At 62.4% G+C, this 19,334-nt stretch carries 12 protein-coding genes and 4 tRNA genes; 7 read left to right on the forward strand and 9 right to left on the reverse strand.

The genetic code is table 11. From position 1 onward, the window contains the following. Nucleotides 1–168 precede the first annotated feature (168 nt). The 4 genes from ugpC to ugpB all read right to left on the reverse strand — a co-directional run bounded on the left by ugpC (nt 169) and on the right by ugpB (nt 4,674). Entirely contained in the window at nt 169–1,284 is a 1,116-nt protein-coding gene (gene ugpC, locus FLM52_03230) for a sn-glycerol-3-phosphate ABC transporter ATP-binding protein UgpC (GenBank protein ID NVN54813.1), read from the reverse strand. Nucleotides 1,285–1,382: 98 nt separating this feature from the next. Next, the gene (gene ugpE, locus FLM52_03235; protein NVN54814.1) at nt 1,383–2,228 is read right to left on the reverse strand and encodes a sn-glycerol-3-phosphate ABC transporter permease UgpE; all 846 of its coding nucleotides are present in this window, start codon (nt 2,226–2,228) and stop codon (nt 1,383–1,385) included. Continuing rightward, nucleotides 2,228–3,103: a sn-glycerol-3-phosphate ABC transporter permease UgpA gene (ugpA, locus tag FLM52_03240; protein NVN54815.1), complete on the reverse strand. Its 876-nt coding sequence runs from the start codon at nt 3,101–3,103 to the stop codon at nt 2,228–2,230. The genes ugpE and ugpA overlap by 1 nt, the downstream gene beginning before the upstream one ends. Nucleotides 3,104–3,303: 200 nt before the next feature. After that, a complete protein-coding gene (ugpB, locus tag FLM52_03245) occupies nt 3,304–4,674 on the reverse strand; it encodes a sn-glycerol-3-phosphate ABC transporter substrate-binding protein UgpB (GenBank protein NVN54816.1) in 1,371 nt (456 codons plus the stop codon). Between the two features lie 340 nt (nt 4,675–5,014). On the opposite strand from ugpB, the gene FLM52_03250 reads away from it, so the two are divergent. Beyond that, the gene (locus FLM52_03250; protein NVN54817.1) at nt 5,015–5,602 is read left to right on the forward strand and encodes a hypothetical protein; all 588 of its coding nucleotides are present in this window, start codon (nt 5,015–5,017) and stop codon (nt 5,600–5,602) included. A gap of 128 nt (nt 5,603–5,730) precedes the next feature. On the opposite strand, the gene FLM52_03255 is transcribed toward FLM52_03250, so the two are convergent. The 4 genes from FLM52_03255 to betI form a co-directional block, all read right to left on the reverse strand. Continuing rightward, entirely contained in the window at nt 5,731–8,199 is a 2,469-nt protein-coding gene (locus FLM52_03255) for an acyl-CoA dehydrogenase (protein NVN54818.1), read from the reverse strand. A gap of 450 nt (nt 8,200–8,649) precedes the next feature. Further along, nucleotides 8,650–10,365 carry a choline dehydrogenase gene (betA, locus tag FLM52_03260; protein ID NVN54819.1) on the reverse strand — a complete coding sequence of 572 codons (1,716 nt, stop codon included), beginning with the start codon at nt 10,363–10,365 and terminating at the stop codon, nt 8,650–8,652. Between the two features lie 336 nt (nt 10,366–10,701). Continuing rightward, nucleotides 10,702–12,183 carry a betaine-aldehyde dehydrogenase gene (betB, locus tag FLM52_03265; GenBank protein NVN54820.1) on the reverse strand — a complete coding sequence of 494 codons (1,482 nt, stop codon included), beginning with the start codon at nt 12,181–12,183 and terminating at the stop codon, nt 10,702–10,704. Beyond that, entirely contained in the window at nt 12,176–12,817 is a 642-nt protein-coding gene (gene betI, locus FLM52_03270) for a transcriptional regulator BetI (GenBank protein ID NVN54821.1), read from the reverse strand. Before betI ends, betB begins: the two co-directional genes overlap by 8 nt. 496 nt (nt 12,818–13,313) lie before the next feature. On the opposite strand from betI, the gene FLM52_03275 reads away from it, so the two are divergent. The 5 genes from FLM52_03275 to FLM52_03295 all read left to right on the forward strand — a co-directional run bounded on the left by FLM52_03275 (nt 13,314) and on the right by FLM52_03295 (nt 14,950). Beyond that, nucleotides 13,314–14,210 (forward strand): choline ABC transporter substrate-binding protein, encoded by an 897-nt coding sequence (locus FLM52_03275; protein NVN54822.1) that lies wholly within the window; start codon nt 13,314–13,316, stop codon nt 14,208–14,210. Nucleotides 14,211–14,296: 86 nt separating this feature from the next. After that, nucleotides 14,297–14,373 (forward strand) — tRNA-Met (locus FLM52_03280). 174 nt (nt 14,374–14,547) lie between these two features. Then, nucleotides 14,548–14,623: transfer RNA gene (locus tag FLM52_03285), tRNA-Asn, on the forward strand. A 78-nt stretch (nt 14,624–14,701) separates the two neighbouring features. Beyond that, nucleotides 14,702–14,777 (forward strand) — tRNA-Asn (locus FLM52_03290). Between the two features lie 97 nt (nt 14,778–14,874). After that, nucleotides 14,875–14,950, forward strand: a tRNA-Asn gene (locus FLM52_03295). A 466-nt stretch (nt 14,951–15,416) separates the two neighbouring features. On the opposite strand, the gene FLM52_03300 is transcribed toward FLM52_03295, so the two are convergent. Then, nucleotides 15,417–17,525, reverse strand: coding sequence for a tail-specific protease (locus FLM52_03300; GenBank protein NVN54823.1), 2,109 nt, complete (start codon nt 17,523–17,525; stop codon nt 15,417–15,419). A 293-nt stretch (nt 17,526–17,818) separates the two neighbouring features. On the opposite strand from FLM52_03300, the gene FLM52_03305 reads away from it, so the two are divergent. Beyond that, nucleotides 17,819–19,147, forward strand: a complete 1,329-nt coding sequence (locus tag FLM52_03305; protein ID NVN54824.1) for a M18 family aminopeptidase — start codon at nt 17,819–17,821, stop codon at nt 19,145–19,147. Nucleotides 19,148–19,334 lie beyond the last annotated feature (187 nt).

The following is a 19,334-nucleotide window of genomic DNA, read 5'->3' on the forward strand; positions in this document are numbered from 1 at the left end:
TGCGGCATCGATCAGTCGAGACGGGACACTGAGGCACAGGCGCGAGACTGATCAGGGCAGGTCCCAAGCATTACCATCCAATGATGACGTTATCAGGGCAAGGGGGTCAGTTGGCCCGCGACGGGATGGCCGCGCCTGCTTGATGACAGCGCTTCACGACGACAGCGGTCATTCGATGGCCGCTGTCGCCTGCTCGCGGGTTGCCAGCCGCTTGCCATCGGCGCCGAACAGGTGGGCGCGCGCCGGAAGGATGGCCAGGCGCAGCGTCTGTTCTTCCGTGACGGCGTGCTCGCCATCCAGTCTCACTACCAGCGGCTCGCTCTGGCCATGCAGTCGGCAGTACGCGAGGGTGTCGGCGCCCAGCGGTTCGACCAGCTCGATGTGCGCCTCAAGCTCCGCGGCCCCTGCGGGCAGGGCATCGCCTGTCTCCAGCATCTGCAGGTGCTCGGGGCGAACGCCGAGGGTCAGCTCATCCCCCATGGTCAGGCCTTCGCCCCGCAGGGCGATGGTTGCGCCACACGGCAGTACGAGGCCTGTCTGTACCTGGGTGGCGCTCAGGAAGTTCATCGCCGGGGAACCGATGAAGCCGGCGACGAACTGACTGGCGGGCTGATCATAGAGCGCCATCGGCGTGCCGAACTGCTCGACATGGCCGCCGTTCATCACCACCAGGCGGTCCGCCAGGGTCATGGCTTCGGTCTGATCATGGGTCACGTAGATGGAAGTGACCTTGAGGCGCTTCTGCAGGCGGCGGATCTCGAGACGCATCTGCACGCGCAGCTTGGCGTCCAGATTCGAGAGTGGCTCATCGAACAGGAAGACCTGCGGCTTGCGCACGATGGCGCGCCCCATGGCGACACGTTGACGCTGGCCGCCGGAGAGCTGCTTGGGGCGGCGGTCGAGCAGTGCGGTCAGGCCCAGCAGTTCGGCGGCCTCGCTGACGCGCTGCTGGATCTCGTCCTTGGGCGTGCGCCGATTCCTGAGGCCGTAGGCCATGTTGTCGAACACGCTCATGTGCGGGTAGAGAGCGTAGTTCTGGAACACCATCGCGATATCGCGCTCGGTGGGTTCCAGGTCATTGACGCGTTGGCCGTTGATCTCCAGATCGCCCTCGGAGATGTCTTCCAGGCCTGCCAGGGTGCGCAGCAGGGTCGACTTGCCACAGCCGGACGGGCCGACGATGACGATCAATTCGCCTTCGCCGAACGCCAGATCGATGCCATGCAGGGCCTTGTAACCATTGGGGTACTGCTTCTTGAGCTGCTTGAGCGCCAGTGTTGCCATGAGTCGTGTATCCAGAGCGGTGGCGTGACGGGCAAGTCTGCCCATCACGGCGTAACGGAATCAGGGGCGGGCGAGGTGTCGCAGGTCGGAGCGCGAGATCACTTCTCGCTGTCCACCAGGCCCTTGATGAAGTAGCGCTGCATGAACAGGATCACCAGCACCGGTGGGCCCATGGCCAGCAGCGTGGTGGCGGTGACGTCCTGCCACGGCACCAGACCATCACCGGTGGTCAGCATGCGCTTGAGGCTGACGACGATGGTCAGGTAATCGGCATCGGTCGTGATCAACAGCGGCCACAGATACTGATTCCAGCCGTAGATGAACATGATCACGAACAGCGCCGCGATGTTGGTCTTCGACAGCGGCAGCAGGATGTCCTTGAGAAAGCGCCACGGCCCGGCGCCATCGATGCGCGCGGCCTCGACCAGTTCCGCCGGAATGGTCAGGTAGAACTGACGCAGCAGGAAGGTCGCGGTGGCGCTGGCGATCAGCGGCAGGATCAGGCCGGCGTAGCTGTCCAGCATGTTGAGGTCGGCCACTACCTTGAAAGTCGGCAGGATGCGCACCTCCACCGGCAGCATCAGGGTGATGAAGATCAGCCAGAAGCACAGCTTGCGGAAGCGGAACTCGAAGAACACGATCGCGTAGGCGGCCAGCACCGAGATGATGATCTTGCCGATGGCGATGCCCAGTGCCATCAGCATCGAGTTGAACAGCAGAGTCATCACGTCGGCGCCAAGACTGCTGACCGGGTCTGCCAGCAGATGACGGTAGTTGTCCAGGCCAGCCTCGCCGATCCAGACGGGGGCGACATTGGAATAGAGGTCACCCATCTCGTGGGTGCTGGCGCTGAAGGCGATCCAGACCGGCAGGAAGAACACTGCGCAGCCGACGATCAGCAGGGCATGGCTTGCGATATCAAGCCCGGGACGGTTGTAGCGCATCAGTACTGCACCTTCTTCTCGACATATCTGAACTGGATCAGCGTCAGCACGCCGACGATGACCATCAACAGCACGGATTGGGCAGCACTCGAACCCAGGTCCTGCCCGACGAAACCATCTTCATAGACCTTGTAGACCAGGGTGCGCGTCGAGCCGGCCGGGCCGCCCTGGGTGGTGGCATCGATGGTGCCGAAGGTCTCGAAGAAGGCGTAGACCACGTTCATCACCAGCAGGAAGAAGCTGGTCGGCGAGAGCAGCGGGAAGGTGATGGTCCAGAAGCGCCGCCAGGGGCCGGCGCGATCCATCGCGGCCGCTTCCAGCAGACTCTTGGGAATCGCCTGGAGACCGGCGAGGAAGAACACGAAGTTGTAGCTCATCTGCTTCCAGATCGAGGCCAGCACCACCAGCAACATGGCCTGATCGCCATTGAGCTTGTGGTTCCAGTCGATGCCGATGGCGGACAGCAGCTCCGGCAGGATGCCCAGCGTCGGGTCGAACAGGAACAGCCACAACACCCCGGCAACGGCGGGTGCCACGGCGTAGGGCCAGATCAGCAGGGTCTTGTAGGCATGTGCGCCGCGCAGTACGCGGTCCGCCAGCACGGCCAGTCCCAGCGCCAGTGCCATGGCACCGAAGGCCACCGCAAAGGAGAAATAGGTGGTCGTCCATAGTGTCGTGAGGTATTCAGGCTCGCTCAGCACGCTGACGAAGTTGCTCAGGCCGGTGAATTCCCGCGAGAGACCGAAGGCATCCTCGACATAGAAGGCCTGTTCGATGGCCTGGTAGGCCGGCCAGAAGAAGAACACGCCAACGATCAGCAGCTGGGGGGCCAGCAGTATCCAGGGCGTGATGGGGTGTCGATTGAAATGGGCCATGCAGCAGGGGTCTCGCAAGCAAGGAGGGGCTGGGTGGTGCCGTCGGTAGCACGGAGTCGGCAAGTCTCGGCCGTTCCTGCACCATCACGCCGTGAGAGAAGGGAAAGGACACCGGATGTCGGATGCGCTTTCCGCTCTCTGGCGATAGAGAATGGCGGGAGGGCGAGCCCGGCATGGGCCCGCCCCCGGTGTGGCGATGATCAGCCGTTGGCGCGTTCGAACTTCTCGAGCAGCGAATCACCACGCTTGACGGCGTTGTCCAGGCCGTCCTGCACGCTTTCCTTGCCGGAGAAGATCTTCTCCAGCTCTTCATTGATCACGTCACGAATCTGCACCATGTTGCCCAGGCGCAGCCCCTTGGAGTTCTCGGTCGGCGTCGCGGAGGTCATCTGGGTGATGGCGACGTCGGTACCCGGGTTCTCGGCGTAGAAGCCCTGTTCGCGCGTCAGCTCTGCCGCGGCAGTGGTGATCGGCAGATAGCCGGTGAACTGGTGCCAGTCGGCCTGCACTTCAGGCTTTGAGAGGTACTGGAAGAACTTGGCGACACCCTGGTACTCCTCATCGCTGTGACCGGACAGTACCCACAGCGACGCGCCGCCGATGATGGAGTTCTGTGGCGTTTCGATCACGTCGCTGTCATAGGGCAGTGGTGCGACGCCGAACTCGAAGCCCTTGGCGCTTTCCTTGACGCCGGCATAGCTGGCGGAAGAGCCCATCATCATCGCGCACTCGCCGGAGTAGAACTTGGGCGCCGCATCATCGAAGCGACCGCCGAACACGAAGCGCTTGTCGGCCTGCCAGTCATCGAGACGCTGGATGTGATCGACCACGGCGGTCGTGTTGAATTCAAGGCGGGTATCAGTGCCGGCGAAGCCATTGGCCTGGCTGGCGAAGGGCACGTCGTTGCGCGCCGAGAAGTTCTCGAGCATCACCCAGGACGGCCAGGTGGTGGTCAGACCACAGCTGGCGGCGCCGGAATCGACGACCTTCTTGAGCGCAGCGCCCATTTCCTGCCAGGTCTGCGGGAGGGACTCGACGCCCGCCTCGGCCAGCACGTCCTTGTTGTAGTAGGTCACCGGCGTCGAGGAGTTGAACGGCATCGACAGCATCTTGCCGTCGGTATCGGTGTAATAGCCGGTGACGGCAGACAGGTAGGCGTTAGGGTCGAAGGCGGTGCCTTCCTGCGGCGCGAAGTCTGCCATCAGCTGATACACCGGGACGATCGCGCCCTTGGCGCTCATCATGGTGGCGGTGCCGACCTCGAAGATCTGCACGATGTCCGGGCCCTTGCCGGCGCGGAAGGCGGCGATGGCGGAGGTCATGGTCTCGGAGTAGTTGCCCTTGAAGACCGGCTTGACGACGTAGTCGTCCTGGCTTGCATTGAAGTCGGCCGCGATCTCGTCGACCTTCTTGCCGAGCCCGCCCCCCATGGCGTGCCACCATTCCACCTCGGTGGCGGCGAGGGCGCTGGCGGAGGCGGAGGCGAAACCGATGGCCAGCGCGAGGCTGGCGAGGCGACGAGTCGCGGTGGCAGTCGTGCGGGTGCTTGCATGATGAGTCGGGCGGCGCATGGTCAAACTCCTGAGAGGTTCCCCTGGCCAGCTTCCGCACAAAGAAGAAGGACGCTGGCCGCTGACGATCGATGGCGACGATCAAGTGAACATTTTCTTGTTCTTTTGATGATCGTCCGAAAAGCGTAGACGACTCTATAGCGCCCGCTTTACAACTTTGTGACAGGAAGATGTTCATTCGAGCGAGGCTGAACTTGTGACTGAGCAGCCGCCGTGTGGCGCCGCCAGCTCGGCTCGGGCTGGCAAGCGAGGCGCCGGGGGTAACTCAAGGTCGAAATAAGCGGCCGGCGAGCGAGTGTGCTAGTCTTGCGCGCTGAAAATGCCTGTGGCGGAGAACGCGATGAAAGTGGTTGAAGTGAGTGCCGGTGCCCGACGTGATGCCTGTCTGGCGATGCTGTGCGCCGAAGTCCATGGCCGCGAAGGGGGTCTGGATGCGCTGGTGAGTTACGCCGGCGTGCGTGGGGTGTGGTTCGAGAATGAGATGGCGCGCCTGTTCGCGCTGGTCGACGATGCCGAGCGCATCCACTCTGCCGCGCTGCTGGTACTCGACGAGAACGCACGTGGCCTGAATCTGGCGCTGTGGGCGACGCCGACGGTGCATCGCGGTCACGACCACGGCATCGCGCTGGTCTCCCAGCTGGCCGATCACGGTCGCCTGCAGGTACGCATCACCGACAGTTCACTGGTCAGTGTGCTGCGTCGCGCCGGCATCAACGACTGGCTGGAGGCTGAGGCCGAAGGCGATCAGCCGCGCGAGCTGGTCGGCATGAATCCGGCGGCGCGTGTCGGCAATCTGGCAGCCCTCGACGCGCCGCTGCGCCTGGATCGCGAGCGCATCAAGCGCTCCTTCAAGGCGCGCCCGAAGGACTTCGAGGCCTACAAGAACGCCTTCGTGCGTGACCTGGAGCACTTCGCGCGTCATATCTGAGGATGAGATGACGCACGCGAATGGCATGCTCTGCCAAGACAAAGGCCCCGCTCATTGAGCGGGGCCTTTGTGGTTCTGCGATCAGTGATCAGTTCGAGCGTCGATCACGTGGGCGTCGCCAGTAGTGATCAGGCGGCGTCCTGCTGCGGGTTGGAGGCGGTGCCGTCACTCGCCATCGGCTTGCGCACGAAGGCGTCGAATTCGAAGTGGTCGACGGTCAGCATGTCGAGCACCTCGGCTTCGAAGACGCGCATGAAGTCGCCATCCTCTGCTGACAGGATGCCTGCCTCGACCGCCGCTTCGATACGTGCTTCCGGTGACAGGGCATCGGCCGGAATCTCGCCTTTGTGGTAGGCCTTGGCCAGCGCCTTGTAGATCGGCTCGGCGCGCGGATAGTCCTTGAGCAGCGCGTTGTAGCGGGCGAGGGCGTTGTCCTGCTGGCCTTCGTCCTGGGCGTCCCAAGTGTTGTCGGTCAGCTTGGCACGCAGTGCAGTGTCGGTGGAAACGGCACGGGCGACCTCGCGGGTCAGGCTGTCCCTGGGCATGGCGAACTGACGGCCACGCGGCAGGGCGATCACGCGCAGGGCAGTGCCCAGCGCACGGTTGGGCAGGTTGGCGAACAGCTCATCCAGTGCCTTTTCCGCGCGGTGCAGCAGCCACTGCATGCTGTAGTGGAACAGCGCCTCTTCGTGTTCGCAGGCCTCGGATTCGTGCCACTGCTTGAGCGTCAGTGACGCCAGGTAGAGGTTGGAGAGCACGTCGCCCAGGCGTGCCGACAGCATCTCGCGCGCCTTGAGGCTGGAGCCGAGGCTTGCCATGGCTGCATCGGCGGACAGCGAGAAGGCGGCGCTGAAGCGGTTGATGTGGCTGGTGTAGGGCGTGGCGATGGCGTCGAAGCCGGTGGCCTTGCCGCCGATGCCGAAGCTCTGGGTGAAGGCGCGTGCCGCGTTGCCGAAGATCAGGCCTGCATGGCGGAAGAAGGCCTTGTCGAAGGCGTTCAGGTCATCGGCGTCCTTGGCGGCCAGCTCTTCCAGCACGTAAGGATGGCAGCGGATCGCGCCCTGACCGAAGATCATCAGGTTGCGGGTCATGATGTTGGCGCCTTCCACCGTGATCGAGACCGGAGTGCCAGCGTAGGCCACGCCGATGTAGTTGCGCGGGCCAAGCGTCACGCCGCGTCCGCCGTGGATATCCATGCCATCGGCCAGCAGCGAGCGAGCCATCTCGGTCAGCTGACTCTTGAGGATGGCGGAAGGCACCGCCGGCTTGTGGCCGTTGTCGATCATGTTGGCGGTGTGCAGCACGGACGCCTGGCTGATGTAGTTCATCGCGGCCATGCGCGCCAGGGGCTCCTGAACGCCTTCCATCTCGGCCACCGGCAGATTGAACTGACGGCGGATGCGCGCAAAGCCGGCACTCCAGCCCAGCGCGTAGCGCGAGATGCCCGCAGAGCCGGACGGCAGGGTGATGCAGCGACCCACCGACAGACACTCGACCAGCATCTTCCAGCCCTGGCCGGCCATCTGCTCGCCACCGATCAGGTAGCTGAGCGGAATGAAGACATCCTTGCCGAAGATCGGGCCATTCATGAACGGCGCGCCGATCGGGTGGTGACGACGACCGATGTCCATGCCGTCGGTGTCACGCGGAATCAGGGCACAGGTGATGCCGATGTCTTCCACGTCACCCAGCAGGTGCTCGGGGTCGAACATGCGGAAGGCCAGGCCGACCACGGTGGCGACCGGCGCCAGGGTGATCCAGCGCTTCTCGAAGTTCAGGCGAATACCGACGACTTCCTCGCCATCATGCATGCCGCGACACACGATGCCGGTGTCCGGGATGGAAGTCGCATCACTGCCGGCACGCGGGCCGGTCAGACCGAAACACGGGATCTCGCGGCCATCGGCCAGACGCGGCAGGTAATAGTTCTTCTGTTCTTCGCTGCCGTACTTGAGCAGCAGCTCGCCCGGGCCGAGGGAGTTGGGCACGCCGACGGTGACCATCAGTGTCTCGTTGACCGAGAGTTTCTGCAGTACCAGTGACTGGGCCTTGGCCGAGAAGCCCAGGCCGCCATATTCCTTGGGAATGATCATGCCGAAGAACTTCTCGCGCTTGAGAAACTCCCACAGCGCTTCGGGCAGATCGGCACGCTCACGCGCGATCTCCCAGCTGTTGGTCATGCCGCAGGCGACAGAGCATTGATCGTCGATGAAGGCCTGCTCTTCGCTGGAGATGCCGTCGTTGCGCTGTGCGGTCAGGGTGTTCCACTGCGGCTTGCCGGAAAAGAGCTCGGCGTCCCAGAACACGGTGCCGGCTTCCAACGCCACCTTCTCGGTGTCCGAGACCTTGGGGGAGACCTTCTTGAACATCGCGAACAGACGCGGGCTGAGCCACTTGCTGCGCAGGGCCGGCAGGCCACATACCGCGACCAGTGCCGCGCCGATCAGCAGCAGGCAACCCAGCACCGGCGCGTCGACCGCCAGGCCGACGATGCCGATGATGGCGAGAACGCCGATGGCCGCGAGGGCCCCGGCTTCGCGTGCCATGACGGCCAACAGACCGGCAATGGCGACAAGGATGAGGATGAGCTGCGTCATGGCAGGATCTCCGGGTGGCGAGGGATGGTGTCTTTGCATGGTGTTACTACAGCGTAGCAGCCATGCGTTTAGAACGGTTGTTTGAATTGTCTTCAGCCTATCCCATGTTGCTCGACCCTGCAGTACGTCCAAGGTCTAAGGTGTGCGGATTCGTTCTCGAAAAGGACAGCCGCCCGGGGCAGGCAGTCGGAGAGCGCAAGACCGGGATGAGTGGCTGCTTCTGACAGGCATGAAAAAGGCCCCGCAATGCGGGGCCTTGGACGATCGATAGCGCTTGCGTGCGTGAGGCCAGACTACCTGTCGCAGGCGTTGACTCGCACGGATTCTGGCGTTGATCAGTGCTTGGTCATCGACCTGAACTCAGTCATTGATCGGTGCTCAGTCATTGATCGGTGCTCAGTCATTGATCGGTGCTCAGTCATTGATCGGTGCTCAGTCATTGATCAATGCTCAGCCATTGATCGGCGCGGAATCGATCTGGCGCTTGGCGGGCTGTTTGGCCGGTGTGCCCGGCTCGACCACGAAGTAATCGGCGTCGGACGGCGGCAGCGGCGCGCGGCCACGAATCTTGTCGGCCATCTTCTCGGCCAGCATGATCGTCGGCGCGTTCAGGTTGCCGGTGGGGATGACCGGGAACAGCGAGGCATCGACGACGCGCAGGTTGTCTAGGCCATGTACGCGACCGGCACCATCGACCACGGAGGTCTCGTCACTGCCCATGCGGCAGCTGCCACACGGGTGGTAGGCAGTCTCGGCATGGTTGCGCACGTACTCGTCGAGCTGCTCGTCTGTCTGGACATCAGCACCCGGCGCCAGTTCGCGGCCACGGTAATCATCCAGTGCCGGCTGAGCGATGATCTCGCGAGTCAGGCGAATGGCGGCGCGGAACTCTTCCCAGTCCCGCTCCTCGGCCATGTAGTTGAAGAAGATCGAGGGCGCGGCCTTGGGGTCGAGAGAGGTCAGTCGGACACGACCCTTGCTCTGGGAGCGCATGGAACCGACGTGTGCCTGGAAGCCGTGGCCCTGCACCGCGCTCTTGCCGTTGTAGCTGATCGCGATCGGCAGGAAGTGATACTGCAGGTTCGGCCAGGCTTCGTTGTCATCGCTGCGAATGAAGCCGGCGGCCTCGAACTGGTTGCTGGCACCCACACCAGTCCCCTTGAGCATCCACTCCAGGCCGATGGGCGGCTGGTTGTACCACTTGAGGGACGGGTAGAGCGAGATCGGCTTGGTGCACTCGTACTGGATGTAGAGCTCGAGGTGATCCTGCAGGTTCTCGCCCACGCCCGGCAGGTGGTGCACCATCTTCACGCCCAGCGGCTCGAGATGTTCACGGTTGCCGACGCCTGAGCGCTGCAGGATCTGCGGCGAGGCGATGGCGCCGGCGCACAGCAGCACTTCCTTGCGCGCACGCACGCGGTGGTCCTTGCCCTTGCGCTCGTACTTCACACCGACCGCCGTCTTGCCTTCAAACAGGATGACGTCGGTGGTGGCGCGCGTCTCGATGGTCACGTTGGGGCGCTTCTTGGCGGTATCCAGATAGCCGCGCGCGGTGGAGGCACGACGGCCTTCCCTAGTCACGAAGCGGTCCATCGGGCCGAAGCCCTCCTGCTGGTAGCCGTTGACGTCTTCGGTGGCCGGGTAGCCCGCCTCGATGCCTGCCGCGATGAAGGCATGATAGAGCTCGTTGTTGCCCTGCTTGGGCGTGGTGACAGACACCGGGCCGTCGCCGCCATGGTAGTCATTCGGGCCGATATCGCGTGTCTCGCACTTGCGGAAGTAGGGCAGACACTCACGATAGTTCCAGTCGGCCAGAATGGGGTCCTTGGCCCAGTTGTCGTAATCCAGCGCATTGCCGCGGATGTAGCACATGCCATTGATCAACGAGGAGCCACCCAGACCCTTGCCGCGGCCACATTCCATGCGACGGTTGTTCATGTGCGGCTCGGGATCGGTCTTGAAATCCCAGTTGTAGCGCTGACCCTGCAGCGGGTAGGCCAGGGCGGCGGGCATCTGGGTACGGAAGTCGAAGCGGTGGTCGCGGCCACCGGCTTCCAGCAACAGCACGCTGACGTCGGAATCTTCGCTCAGGCGGGTGGCCAGCACGTTGCCGGCACTGCCGGCACCGATGATGACGTAGTCGTATTCACGCTCGAATTGGCTCATGAAATCTCCTTTCGTATCAGATGCCACATGCGGGCGCAGGACGCCCCGTCGACGACGAGGGGTGGCCACTGCCGGGCGGATGGATACGGTGATGTGTCTGTGAAGAGTCGTCGGGGCACCGCATGACAGCAAGCTGCCATCGGGGGCTCAACGACTCATCGGGATTCGGGCACTGCGCGCGGCGCTGGCGAGCGACGCGGCGTGCAGCCGGCATGGCGAGTGTTCGACATGCCGGCAGGTGGGGCATCTGGCGCTTGGCCCGGTCTTGAGTTCCGGTACTTCAGCCTCTGGCGCCAGAGGGTGCTGCTGTCATCAGGCCTTATGGCCAGTGCTGGCTCAGAAGGCGGACTCGAACGGGCCCATCTCGATCAGCACGGACTTGGTCTGGGTGTAATGAGACAGCGTCTCGACACCGTTCTCGCGACCGATACCGGACTGCTTGTAGCCGCCGACCGGCATTTCGGACGGCGACTCGCCCCAGGTGTTGACCCAGCAGATGCCGGCTTCGAGCTGATGAATCACGCGATGCGCACGGTTCAGGCTCTCGGTGAACAGGCCAGCCGCCAGGCCATAGGTGGTGTCGTTGGCGCGACGGATGACTTCCTCTTCGCTGTCGAAGGACAGGATGGACATCACCGGACCGAAGATCTCTTCCTGCACGATGCGCATGTCATCGCTGCAGTCGGTGTAGACGGTCGGTGCGACCCAGGCGCCCTTGGCGAAGTCGCCTTCGCTCATGCGCTCACCGCCGACCAGCAGACGTGCGCCGTCCTGCTTGGCGATTTCCAGATAGGAGACGACCTTGTCCAGGTGCTCGAAGCTGACCAGTGGGCCGAAGGTGGTGGCGCGGTCCTGCGGGTCGCCGGCCTTGATGCGCGCGACTCGCTCGACGATCTTCGCCTCGAATGCCTCCTTGACGCTGGCTTCGACGAACACGCGGGTGCCGTTGGTGCACACCTGACCGGAGCTGTAGAAGTTGGCCATCATGGCGCCGTCGGCGGCACGGTCGAGATCGGAATCGGCGAACACCAGCAGCGGGGACTTGCCGCCCAGCTCCATGGTGACTTCCTTGAGGCTGGAAGAGGCGGACGCGGACATGACCTTCTTGCCGGTGCCGGCTTCCCCGGTGAAGGAGATCTTGGCGATATCCGGGTGCTCGGTGAGCATAACGCCGACGCGGGCATCGCCCTGCACGACGTTGAACACGCCGTCGGGCAGGCCGGCTTCGGTGAAGATCTCGGCCAGCTTCAGTGCGCTCAGCGGCGTGACTTCGCTGGGCTTGAAGACCATGGCGTTGCCGGCGGCGAGAGCCGGGGCAGACTTCCAGCAGGCGATCTGGATCGGGTAGTTCCAGGCACCGATGGCGCCGATGACGCCCAGCGGCTCCTTGCGGGTATAGACGAAGGCTTCCTGACGCAGCGGCGCCTGGCTGCCTTCGATGGCCGGCGCGAGGCCCGCGTAGTACTCGAGTGCATCGGCACCGGTGACGATGTCGACCGCTTCGGTCTCGGACAGCGGCTTGCCGGTGTCCAGCGTCTCGAGCAGTGCCAGTTCGTCGTTGCGCTCGCGCAGCAGATCGACGGCGCGACGCAGGATGCGTGAACGCTCCATGCCGGTCATCGCGGCCCACACCTTCTGCCCCTGCAGGGCGCTTTCGACGGCGGTATCGACGTCGGCACCGCTGGCCTGCTGGATCTCGGCGATGACTTCGCCGGTGGCCGGGTTGACGGTCTCGAAGGTCTCGCCGGAGGTAGCCTCGACCCGACGGCCACCGATGTAGAGGGTCTGGGTCGGGAAGCTTGCGTTGCCGTTAGCCATGCGTGCGCTCCTTTCTGGGTTCAGGGGAAGTGGGGGAGTCTGTCGCGTTCAGGGATGCTGTCATGTGACGTGTCAGCTGGTAGTCAGCATATTCGTAGGCGAGGCGGCGTGCGCGCTCGACATCGAGGCCGGTCGGGTCCAGCGTACCGCGCAACCACAGGCCGTCGATCAAGGCGGCCAGTCCGGCCGCGGCATCACGTGCCTCGTTCAGCGGCATGCAGCGGCGGAACAGGGCACACAGATTGGAGATCAGCCGCCTGTCGTTGACCCGCTGCAGGCGTTCCAGCGGAATGCGGTGCATGCTGGAGGCCCAGAAGGCCAGCCAGGTCTTGGACACGCTCTGACTGACCTGGCTGCGATCAAAGTTGCCGTCGATCACCGCACGCAAATGGCTGCGGACGTCATCATCTGCCAGTGCGGCGCGACGCTCACTGACGGCGCTGCGCAGGTCAGTGAGAATCTGGCGCATGGTGGCTTCCATCAAGCCATCCTTGCCGCCGAAATAGTGGCTGATGATGCCGGTGGACACACCTGCGTGACGGGCGATACGGGCCACGGTCGCATCGGCGAGTCCTGCCTCATCGATGGCTTGCATGGTGGCCTGGATCAACTGGCGGCGGCGGATAGGTTCCATTCCCACTTTGGGCATCAACGGAGTCCTTTTCGTATATCGGGTCGGTGTGACACTGGGTGTGGCCATGGTACTGGATCATCACCGGTTTGCCGCGAGCGCTGCACCATGCTGTCGTGTGCAAAGTTTTTATTGAACGTTCAATTAACAAAAAGTGTAGAGGCTGGTTCTCGATGCGTCAAGTTGAGGTAGGGCGGGGCAGCCAGGGGGCTGTCAACAGGCAGTCCGGGAGGGCATCAAAGGGGAGGCGGGCGAGGAATCGAGGTCAGGTGGCGGTCAGCGGCAGGCGGGCGTGAAAGATAGTGGGTTGGCGAGGCCGGTTGGTAAAAGCGCTACAGTGCGGTAGAACATGGAGGGGCAGCATGTCGATCTCAATGTAGGTTGAACGTTGCGCCGATGGTCGAGAGTTGACTGACAACGAACAATAAAACAAGGGGTTAGCATGAAACGATCACCTGGTAAGGTGCTGTTGGCATTGGGCGTCATCGCCGTGCCGGTCATGGCGAATCAGGCCCAGGCCGCCGTGACGGAAGAATGTCGCACGGTACGTTTCGCCGAAGTCGGCTGGACGGACATCACGGCTACCACCGCCCTGACGCGTGCCGTGCTGGAAGGGCTGGGCTATGAGACGACCTCTGACACCATCTCGGTGCCGATCGCCTATGCCGGCATGAAAAATGATGACTTCGACGTCTTCCTGGGTAACTGGATGCCCTCGATGGCCTCCATCAGTGACCCCTACATCGACAAGGGGCAGGTCGATCGCCCGCGCGCCAATCTCCAGGGCGCGAAATACACCCTGGCGGTGCCGCAGTATGTGCTGGATGCCGGCGTGACCTCGGTGGCGGACCTTGCCGACAATCTCGAGAAGTTCGACGGTCGCATCTACGGGATAGAGGCGGGTAACGACGGCAACATGATCATTGCCGACATGATCGATGACGACGCCTTCGGCATGGGCGAGTTCGAGATGATCGACTCCTCGGAAGCTGGCATGCTGGCGGAAGTGAAGTCGAAGATTGCCGCCGAGGAGTGGGTCGTGTTCCTCGGCTGGGAACCGCACCCGATGAATACCCGCTTCGAGATGGGCTATCTGGAAGGGGCCGATGATTACTTCGGGCCGAATCTGGGCGGTGCGACGGTGTATACCAACACCCGCGCGGGCTACAGCGAAGCATGCACCAACGTCGGGGCCCTGCTTGCCAATCTCGAGTTCACTCTGGAGATGGAAAATCAGTTGATGGGTGACATCATGGATGGCGGCGAAGACCCGGATGACGCGGCGGCCAGTTGGCTCAAGCAGAACCCGCAGGTGCTGGAGGCCTGGCTCGAGGGAGTCGAGACCGTGGAGGGCCAGCCTGGCCTTGCCGCGGTGAAGACATCGCTGGGGATCTGATCGGCCCGTCGGGCTCGTCTGTTGAGCTTTTGATAAAAAGTGCTTGCAATTCAGCAGCCTGACCTGCAATATACGCCTCGTCGTGTGGCTACATAGCTCAGCTGGTTAGAGCACATCACTCATAATGATGGGGTCCCCTGTTCAAATCAGGGTGTAGCCACCAGTGATTCCAAGGCCTGCATCCGTGCGGGCCTTGTCACATCTGGATGTCGCTTCGTGCGCTTTCGGAGGTGGATCCGGCAGGAGGAATCCAGCGAGTTCTGCGGTGGTCTGAATGGCCGAAGGTGGTTGACGCCACTGAGTATTTCCGTATAATTCGTCGCGTGTTCAAGGTTGTTCCTCGATAGCTCAGTTGGTAGAGCAAATGACTGTTAATCATTGGGTCACAGGTTCGAGTCCTGTTCGAGGAGCCAATAGCACATGCAGCATGCTTGAAATGTCAGCCTGATAGCATCCATGATGATGTCACTGACAGATGAATTTCCGGTCGTTCCTCGATAGCTCAGTTGGTAGAGCAAATGACTGTTAATCATTGGGTCACAGGTTCGAGTCCTGTTCGAGGAGCCAATCCAAGGCTTCCTGCCAATGCCGGAAATGACGCTGATAGATGAGTTCCTCGTCGTCAGCTTCGATATCGCCCTGATATCGATCGATATTTTGTTGTTCCTCGATAGCTCAGTTGGTAGAGCAAATGACTGTTAATCATTGGGTCACAGGTTCGAGTCCTGTTCGAGGAGCCAATATCACTTCCCTGCTTCCCCTCGTGTTCTCTGCTGGTGGCATCATCGCTGCCTGAGCTTTGCTTGTTGCTTTGCGCTTGAGCTCTGTTCGTAATCCTGGCTTGTCAGCCCTGCTCATCAATCCGTTCCTGCTCCTCCACCTGTCAGGTGTCTCGTGCTTTCTGCCTCGAGCGTGCTCTCGCGTCGCCAGCCGTCTGCTGTCGTTCTCTGCGCGCCTCTGCCTGACGTTGTGATGCTGGCCATTGTGTTTCTGCTGCTGCGTTTTCTGTCCTGTCGTTGCTTCGTATGTGTTGCTGCCTGTGCGTTGTTGTGCGCGCGTTGCTGCCTCGAGTGACCATCATGCTGCGTGCCACAGACTGTCTTTGTGGCATGAAAAAAGCCCCTGCGCTCGGTTTTGCATGAGAGCAGGGGCCTTGGCGGTCGACCAGCTTCGTCAAACGCGGTTCATGGTGCGAGTCACGAAAGTCTAGCGATCACCGGTGAGGTGGGCGTAGTCGAGCAGGATCTCGGCACTTTCCTGAAGCTGGGCCTGATCGATCGGGTCCTTGGCTTGCTTGTCGCTGCTGCCTTCTTCGATATCGGCTTCCTGCTGCGGGTCGCTCTCGGGGGAAGAGATGTGGTCGCTGGCGGCATCGAGTTCGGCAAAGCTTGTCAGTGGCTCGAGGTTGAGGGCGCGACGGCGCTTGTTTTCCAGTGCCAGCTGCTCGGCTTCCTGGGCATCCATCTCGCGTTTGCGCTGCTCACGATTGAGGCTGATGCTGGTCTGCTGCGCGCGCAATGCCTTTGACAGCGCGACTTCGCTCTTCAGGTAACTGAAGTTGGGCTCTTGCTCGACTCGGCTCTGGTGGCGGGCGCGCAAAGCGGCCAGATAGCGTGCCGGATCACCGTAGCGGCGATACTTCACCGGGCGTACCTGGTCCCAGGGCAGCGCGTAGTCGAGGCTGGATTCGCCGATCTCCTGCGGGTCGATGACGCTGGGGAAGGCGATGTCCGGCTTGACGCCCTTGTTCTGGGTCGAGTCGCCGGAGATGCGATAGAACTTGGCGCGGGTCAGCTTGATCTCGCCTTCGCTCAGCGAGGAGATGGTCTGCACCGTGCCCTTGCCGAAGGTCTGGCTGCCGAGCACCAAGCCACGACCGTAATCCTGGATCGCGCCAGCGAAGATCTCGGATGCCGAGGCGGAGAGGCGGTTGACCAGTACGGTCAGCGGGCCGTCATAGTGGGTGCCGGCATCGGTATCGCCATAGAGGCTGATGCGGCCGCGAGCGTCACGCACCTGCACGGTGGGGCCGCGATCGATGAACAGTCCGATCATCGAATTGGCTTCCTGCAGTGCGCCGCCGCCGTTGTTGCGCAGGTCGAGAATGATACCTTCCACCTGCTTGGCCTTGAGTTCGTCGATCAGGCGCGCCACGTCGCGGGTGGTGCTGCGGTAGTCGTCTTCGCCGGCCTGCCAAGCATCGAAGTCGACATAGAAGGCGGGCACATGGATGACGCCGATGCGGTGGGTGCCATCATCGCGCTTGACGTCGACGACCTTGGCGTTGGCGGCCTGGTCCTCGAGCTTGACGGTATCGCGGGTGATGTCCAGTTCACGCGTCTTGGTGACATCCAGCGACTGTGCCGGAATCACTTCCAGGCGCACCACGGAGCCCTTGGGGCCACGGATCAGGTCCACGACATCATCCAGGCGCATGCCGACCACGTTGGTCCACTCGCTGTCGCCCTGACCCTGGCCGACGGCCACGATGCGGTCGGCCGGCTTGAGCTCGCCATCCTTCTCGGCAGGGCCGCCAGGCACGAGGCTCGAGACCTTGACGTATTCACCTTCGGATTGCAGCAGGGCGCCGATGCCATCCAGCGACAGCTTCATCTGGATATCGAAGGATTCGCCCTGGCGCGGCGAGAAGTATTCACTGTGCGGGTCGATGCTTCCGGTCACGGCATGCATCACCAGCGTCAGGATATCTTCATCGTTGGTCTGCTTGATGCGCTTGAGCTGGTTGGAATAACGCTCGTTGAGCGTCTTGGCGATCTCGTCATCGCTCTTGTCGGACAGCGACATCGACAGCCAGGCATTCTTGAGGCGCTTGCGCCACAGCTCGTCGAGCTCCTGCTCGCTATCGGCCCACGGGCTGTCCTTGCGGTCCAGCGCCAGGCGATCATCGTTGTCGAAATCGAAGCTCGGTTTGGCATCCAGTGTCTTCACCAGCCAGGTGAGGCGTGCGGTGAGGCGTTGCTGATAGCGATCGTAGAGTCCATAGAGGCGCTCGAGGTCACCATCGACCATGGCGTCGTCGAAATCATGACGCAGGTCGCTGAACTCGCTGATGTCCGCATCCAGCAGATAGGCTTTCTGAGGGTCGAGAGTCTTGAGGTATTGCGTGAAGGCGCGGTTGGCCCAGTGGTCATCCAGGGTCACATCTTCGTAATGCCCATAGCGCAAAGACTCGGCAACTTCGCGAGCAGCCTGTGCATCGGCGTCAGTAGGGGTGACCGCGGCACTGGCAGGGCCGGCCATGGCAAGACACAGGGCAACGAATGCCGTGCGCCGGACGTTTGCGAACAGGCTCATCAATGAAGCACTCCCGATTCATGTACACTCTGCTCCCTGAACGACCTCCCCGCAGGAGGTCGAGCGGGCATTGTAGCAGTCTCACGCACCATACACAGTTGTCTGGCGTTGATGCGTTGGGGTTGTGAAAACTCTGTCAGCGCAGGGCTTTGGCTGGCATGCCGCGCTTTTGGGCGCCCCGCTGAGCGGTGACTGGATGGCAGTCATGTCATCGAAGGGTCGTCACAGGTTTTCCCCATCATGTTTCTTCTTATACAGTGCCTTGCCTATATCTTCGAGGACCAGACGCCATCATGACTCATGCGATTGCGGATTCCCGCGTTCCTGCACTGCTCGACTTCCTGTCTTCTTCTCCCACACCGTGGCACGCGACGGCTTCCATGGCGCAGCGTCTTGAACAGGCGGGCTATCGTCGCCTCAGCGAGATGTCTTCCTGGCAGCTGGTGCCCGGTGAGCGTGCCTATGTCACGCGCAATGATTCCTCGTTGATCGCCTTTCAGCTCCCGAAGGATGATACGTCGCTGAGCTCACTTCGGATGATCGGTGCGCACACCGATTCGCCCTGTCTGCGCCTGAAGCCCAATCCGGCACAGGCCAGTCAGGGCTGGTTGACGTTGGGCGTCGAGACCTATGGCGGCGTGTTGCTGAGCACCTGGTTCGATCGCGATCTGGGGCTTGCAGGCCGTGTTCAGGTGCGGCATGCGGACGGTCGTCGCGAGACGCTGCTGCTGACGGTCATGCGTCCGTTCGCCTGCGTGCCGAGCCTGGCGATCCATTTGGATCGTGACGTCAACAGCGGGCGTGCCATCAATGCCCAGACCCAGATGTCAGCCGTGGTCATGCAGCTGGGGGACGAGGCCGGGACGCCCGCGGAGGCCTTCAATATGATGTTGATCGATCTGATCGAGGAGCAGCACGGCGTGCGGGTCGCGGATGTCGTTGACTTCGAGCTGGGGCTGCATGACCTGCAGCCGGCGGCGCAGTCGGGGCTGAAGGGTGAGTTGATCACCAGTGCCCGCCTCGACAATCTGCTGTCCTGCTACGTCGGTCTCGAGGCGCTGCTGGAGGCCGATGGCAGTCAGGGGGCGCTGTTCGTCACCACCGATCATGAAGAGGTCGGCAGTGCCAGCGCCTGTGGTGCCCAGGGGCCTTTCCTGGCCGATGTGCTCAAGCGCATCAATCACTATGTCGGCTTGGACAGCGAAGAAGGCTATCAGTGCCTCGTGCAGCGCTCCTTGATGATTTCTTGCGATAATGCTCACGCCGTGCACCCCAATTTTGCGGACAAGCATGATGCGGGGCATGGGCCGAAGTTGAATGCCGGGCCGGTCATCAAGGTCAATGCCAATCAGCGTTACGCCACCAACAGCACCACGGCCGGGCTGTTCCGCGAGATGTGTCGTGAGCAGGATGTGCCGGTGCAGACCTTCGTCAGTCGTGCCGACATGGGCTGTGGCAGCACCATCGGGCCGATCACCGCCAGTGAGGTGGGGGTGCCGACCCTGGATGTGGGGCTGCCGCAGTGGGGCATGCACTCGATTCGTGAGACATCCGGCAGTGCCGATGTCGCCATGTTGATCAAGGTGCTGGTAGCCTTCTGCAATCGCGAGCAGGTGGACTGAGTCGAGCCGGAGTGTGCTGAGAGAGCAGGCGCGGAGTGTAAGAAGACAAGCTCGGAAAAAGGGCGGCCTGCGGGTCGCCCTTTTTGATGTCTGTGATCTGGCTCGAGGACAGCGGCGCAGGGTGCTGGATGCGCGAGCGGAGTGCGATCAAGGTCCGATCAAGTTTTGGCGCAGATCGCGCACAACG

The sequence above is a fragment of the bacterium Scap17 genome, from assembly GCA_013376735.1.
In the GTDB taxonomy this organism is placed as follows: domain Bacteria; phylum Pseudomonadota; class Gammaproteobacteria; order Pseudomonadales; family Halomonadaceae; genus Cobetia.

Excerpts from the sequence above, each read along its gene's own strand:
- ugpC (NVN54813.1), bottom strand. The coding sequence starts at position 1,284 with ATGGCAACACTGGCGCTCAAGCAGCTCAAGAAGCAGTACCCCAATGGT.
- ugpE (NVN54814.1), bottom strand. The coding sequence starts at position 2,228 with ATGCGCTACAACCGTCCCGGGCTTGATATCGCAAGCCATGCCCTGCTG.
- ugpA (NVN54815.1), bottom strand. The coding sequence starts at position 3,103 with ATGGCCCATTTCAATCGACACCCCATCACGCCCTGGATACTGCTGGCC.
- ugpB (NVN54816.1), bottom strand. The coding sequence starts at position 4,674 with ATGCGCCGCCCGACTCATCATGCAAGCACCCGCACGACTGCCACCGCG.
- FLM52_03250 (NVN54817.1), top strand. The coding sequence starts at position 5,015 with ATGAAAGTGGTTGAAGTGAGTGCCGGTGCCCGACGTGATGCCTGTCTG.
- FLM52_03255 (NVN54818.1), bottom strand. The coding sequence starts at position 8,199 with ATGACGCAGCTCATCCTCATCCTTGTCGCCATTGCCGGTCTGTTGGCC.
- betA (NVN54819.1), bottom strand. The coding sequence starts at position 10,365 with ATGAGCCAATTCGAGCGTGAATACGACTACGTCATCATCGGTGCCGGC.
- betB (NVN54820.1), bottom strand. The coding sequence starts at position 12,183 with ATGGCTAACGGCAACGCAAGCTTCCCGACCCAGACCCTCTACATCGGT.
- betI (NVN54821.1), bottom strand. The coding sequence starts at position 12,817 with ATGGAACCTATCCGCCGCCGCCAGTTGATCCAGGCCACCATGCAAGCC.
- FLM52_03275 (NVN54822.1), top strand. The coding sequence starts at position 13,314 with ATGGCGAATCAGGCCCAGGCCGCCGTGACGGAAGAATGTCGCACGGTA.
- FLM52_03300 (NVN54823.1), bottom strand. The coding sequence starts at position 17,525 with ATGAGCCTGTTCGCAAACGTCCGGCGCACGGCATTCGTTGCCCTGTGT.
- FLM52_03305 (NVN54824.1), top strand. The coding sequence starts at position 17,819 with ATGACTCATGCGATTGCGGATTCCCGCGTTCCTGCACTGCTCGACTTC.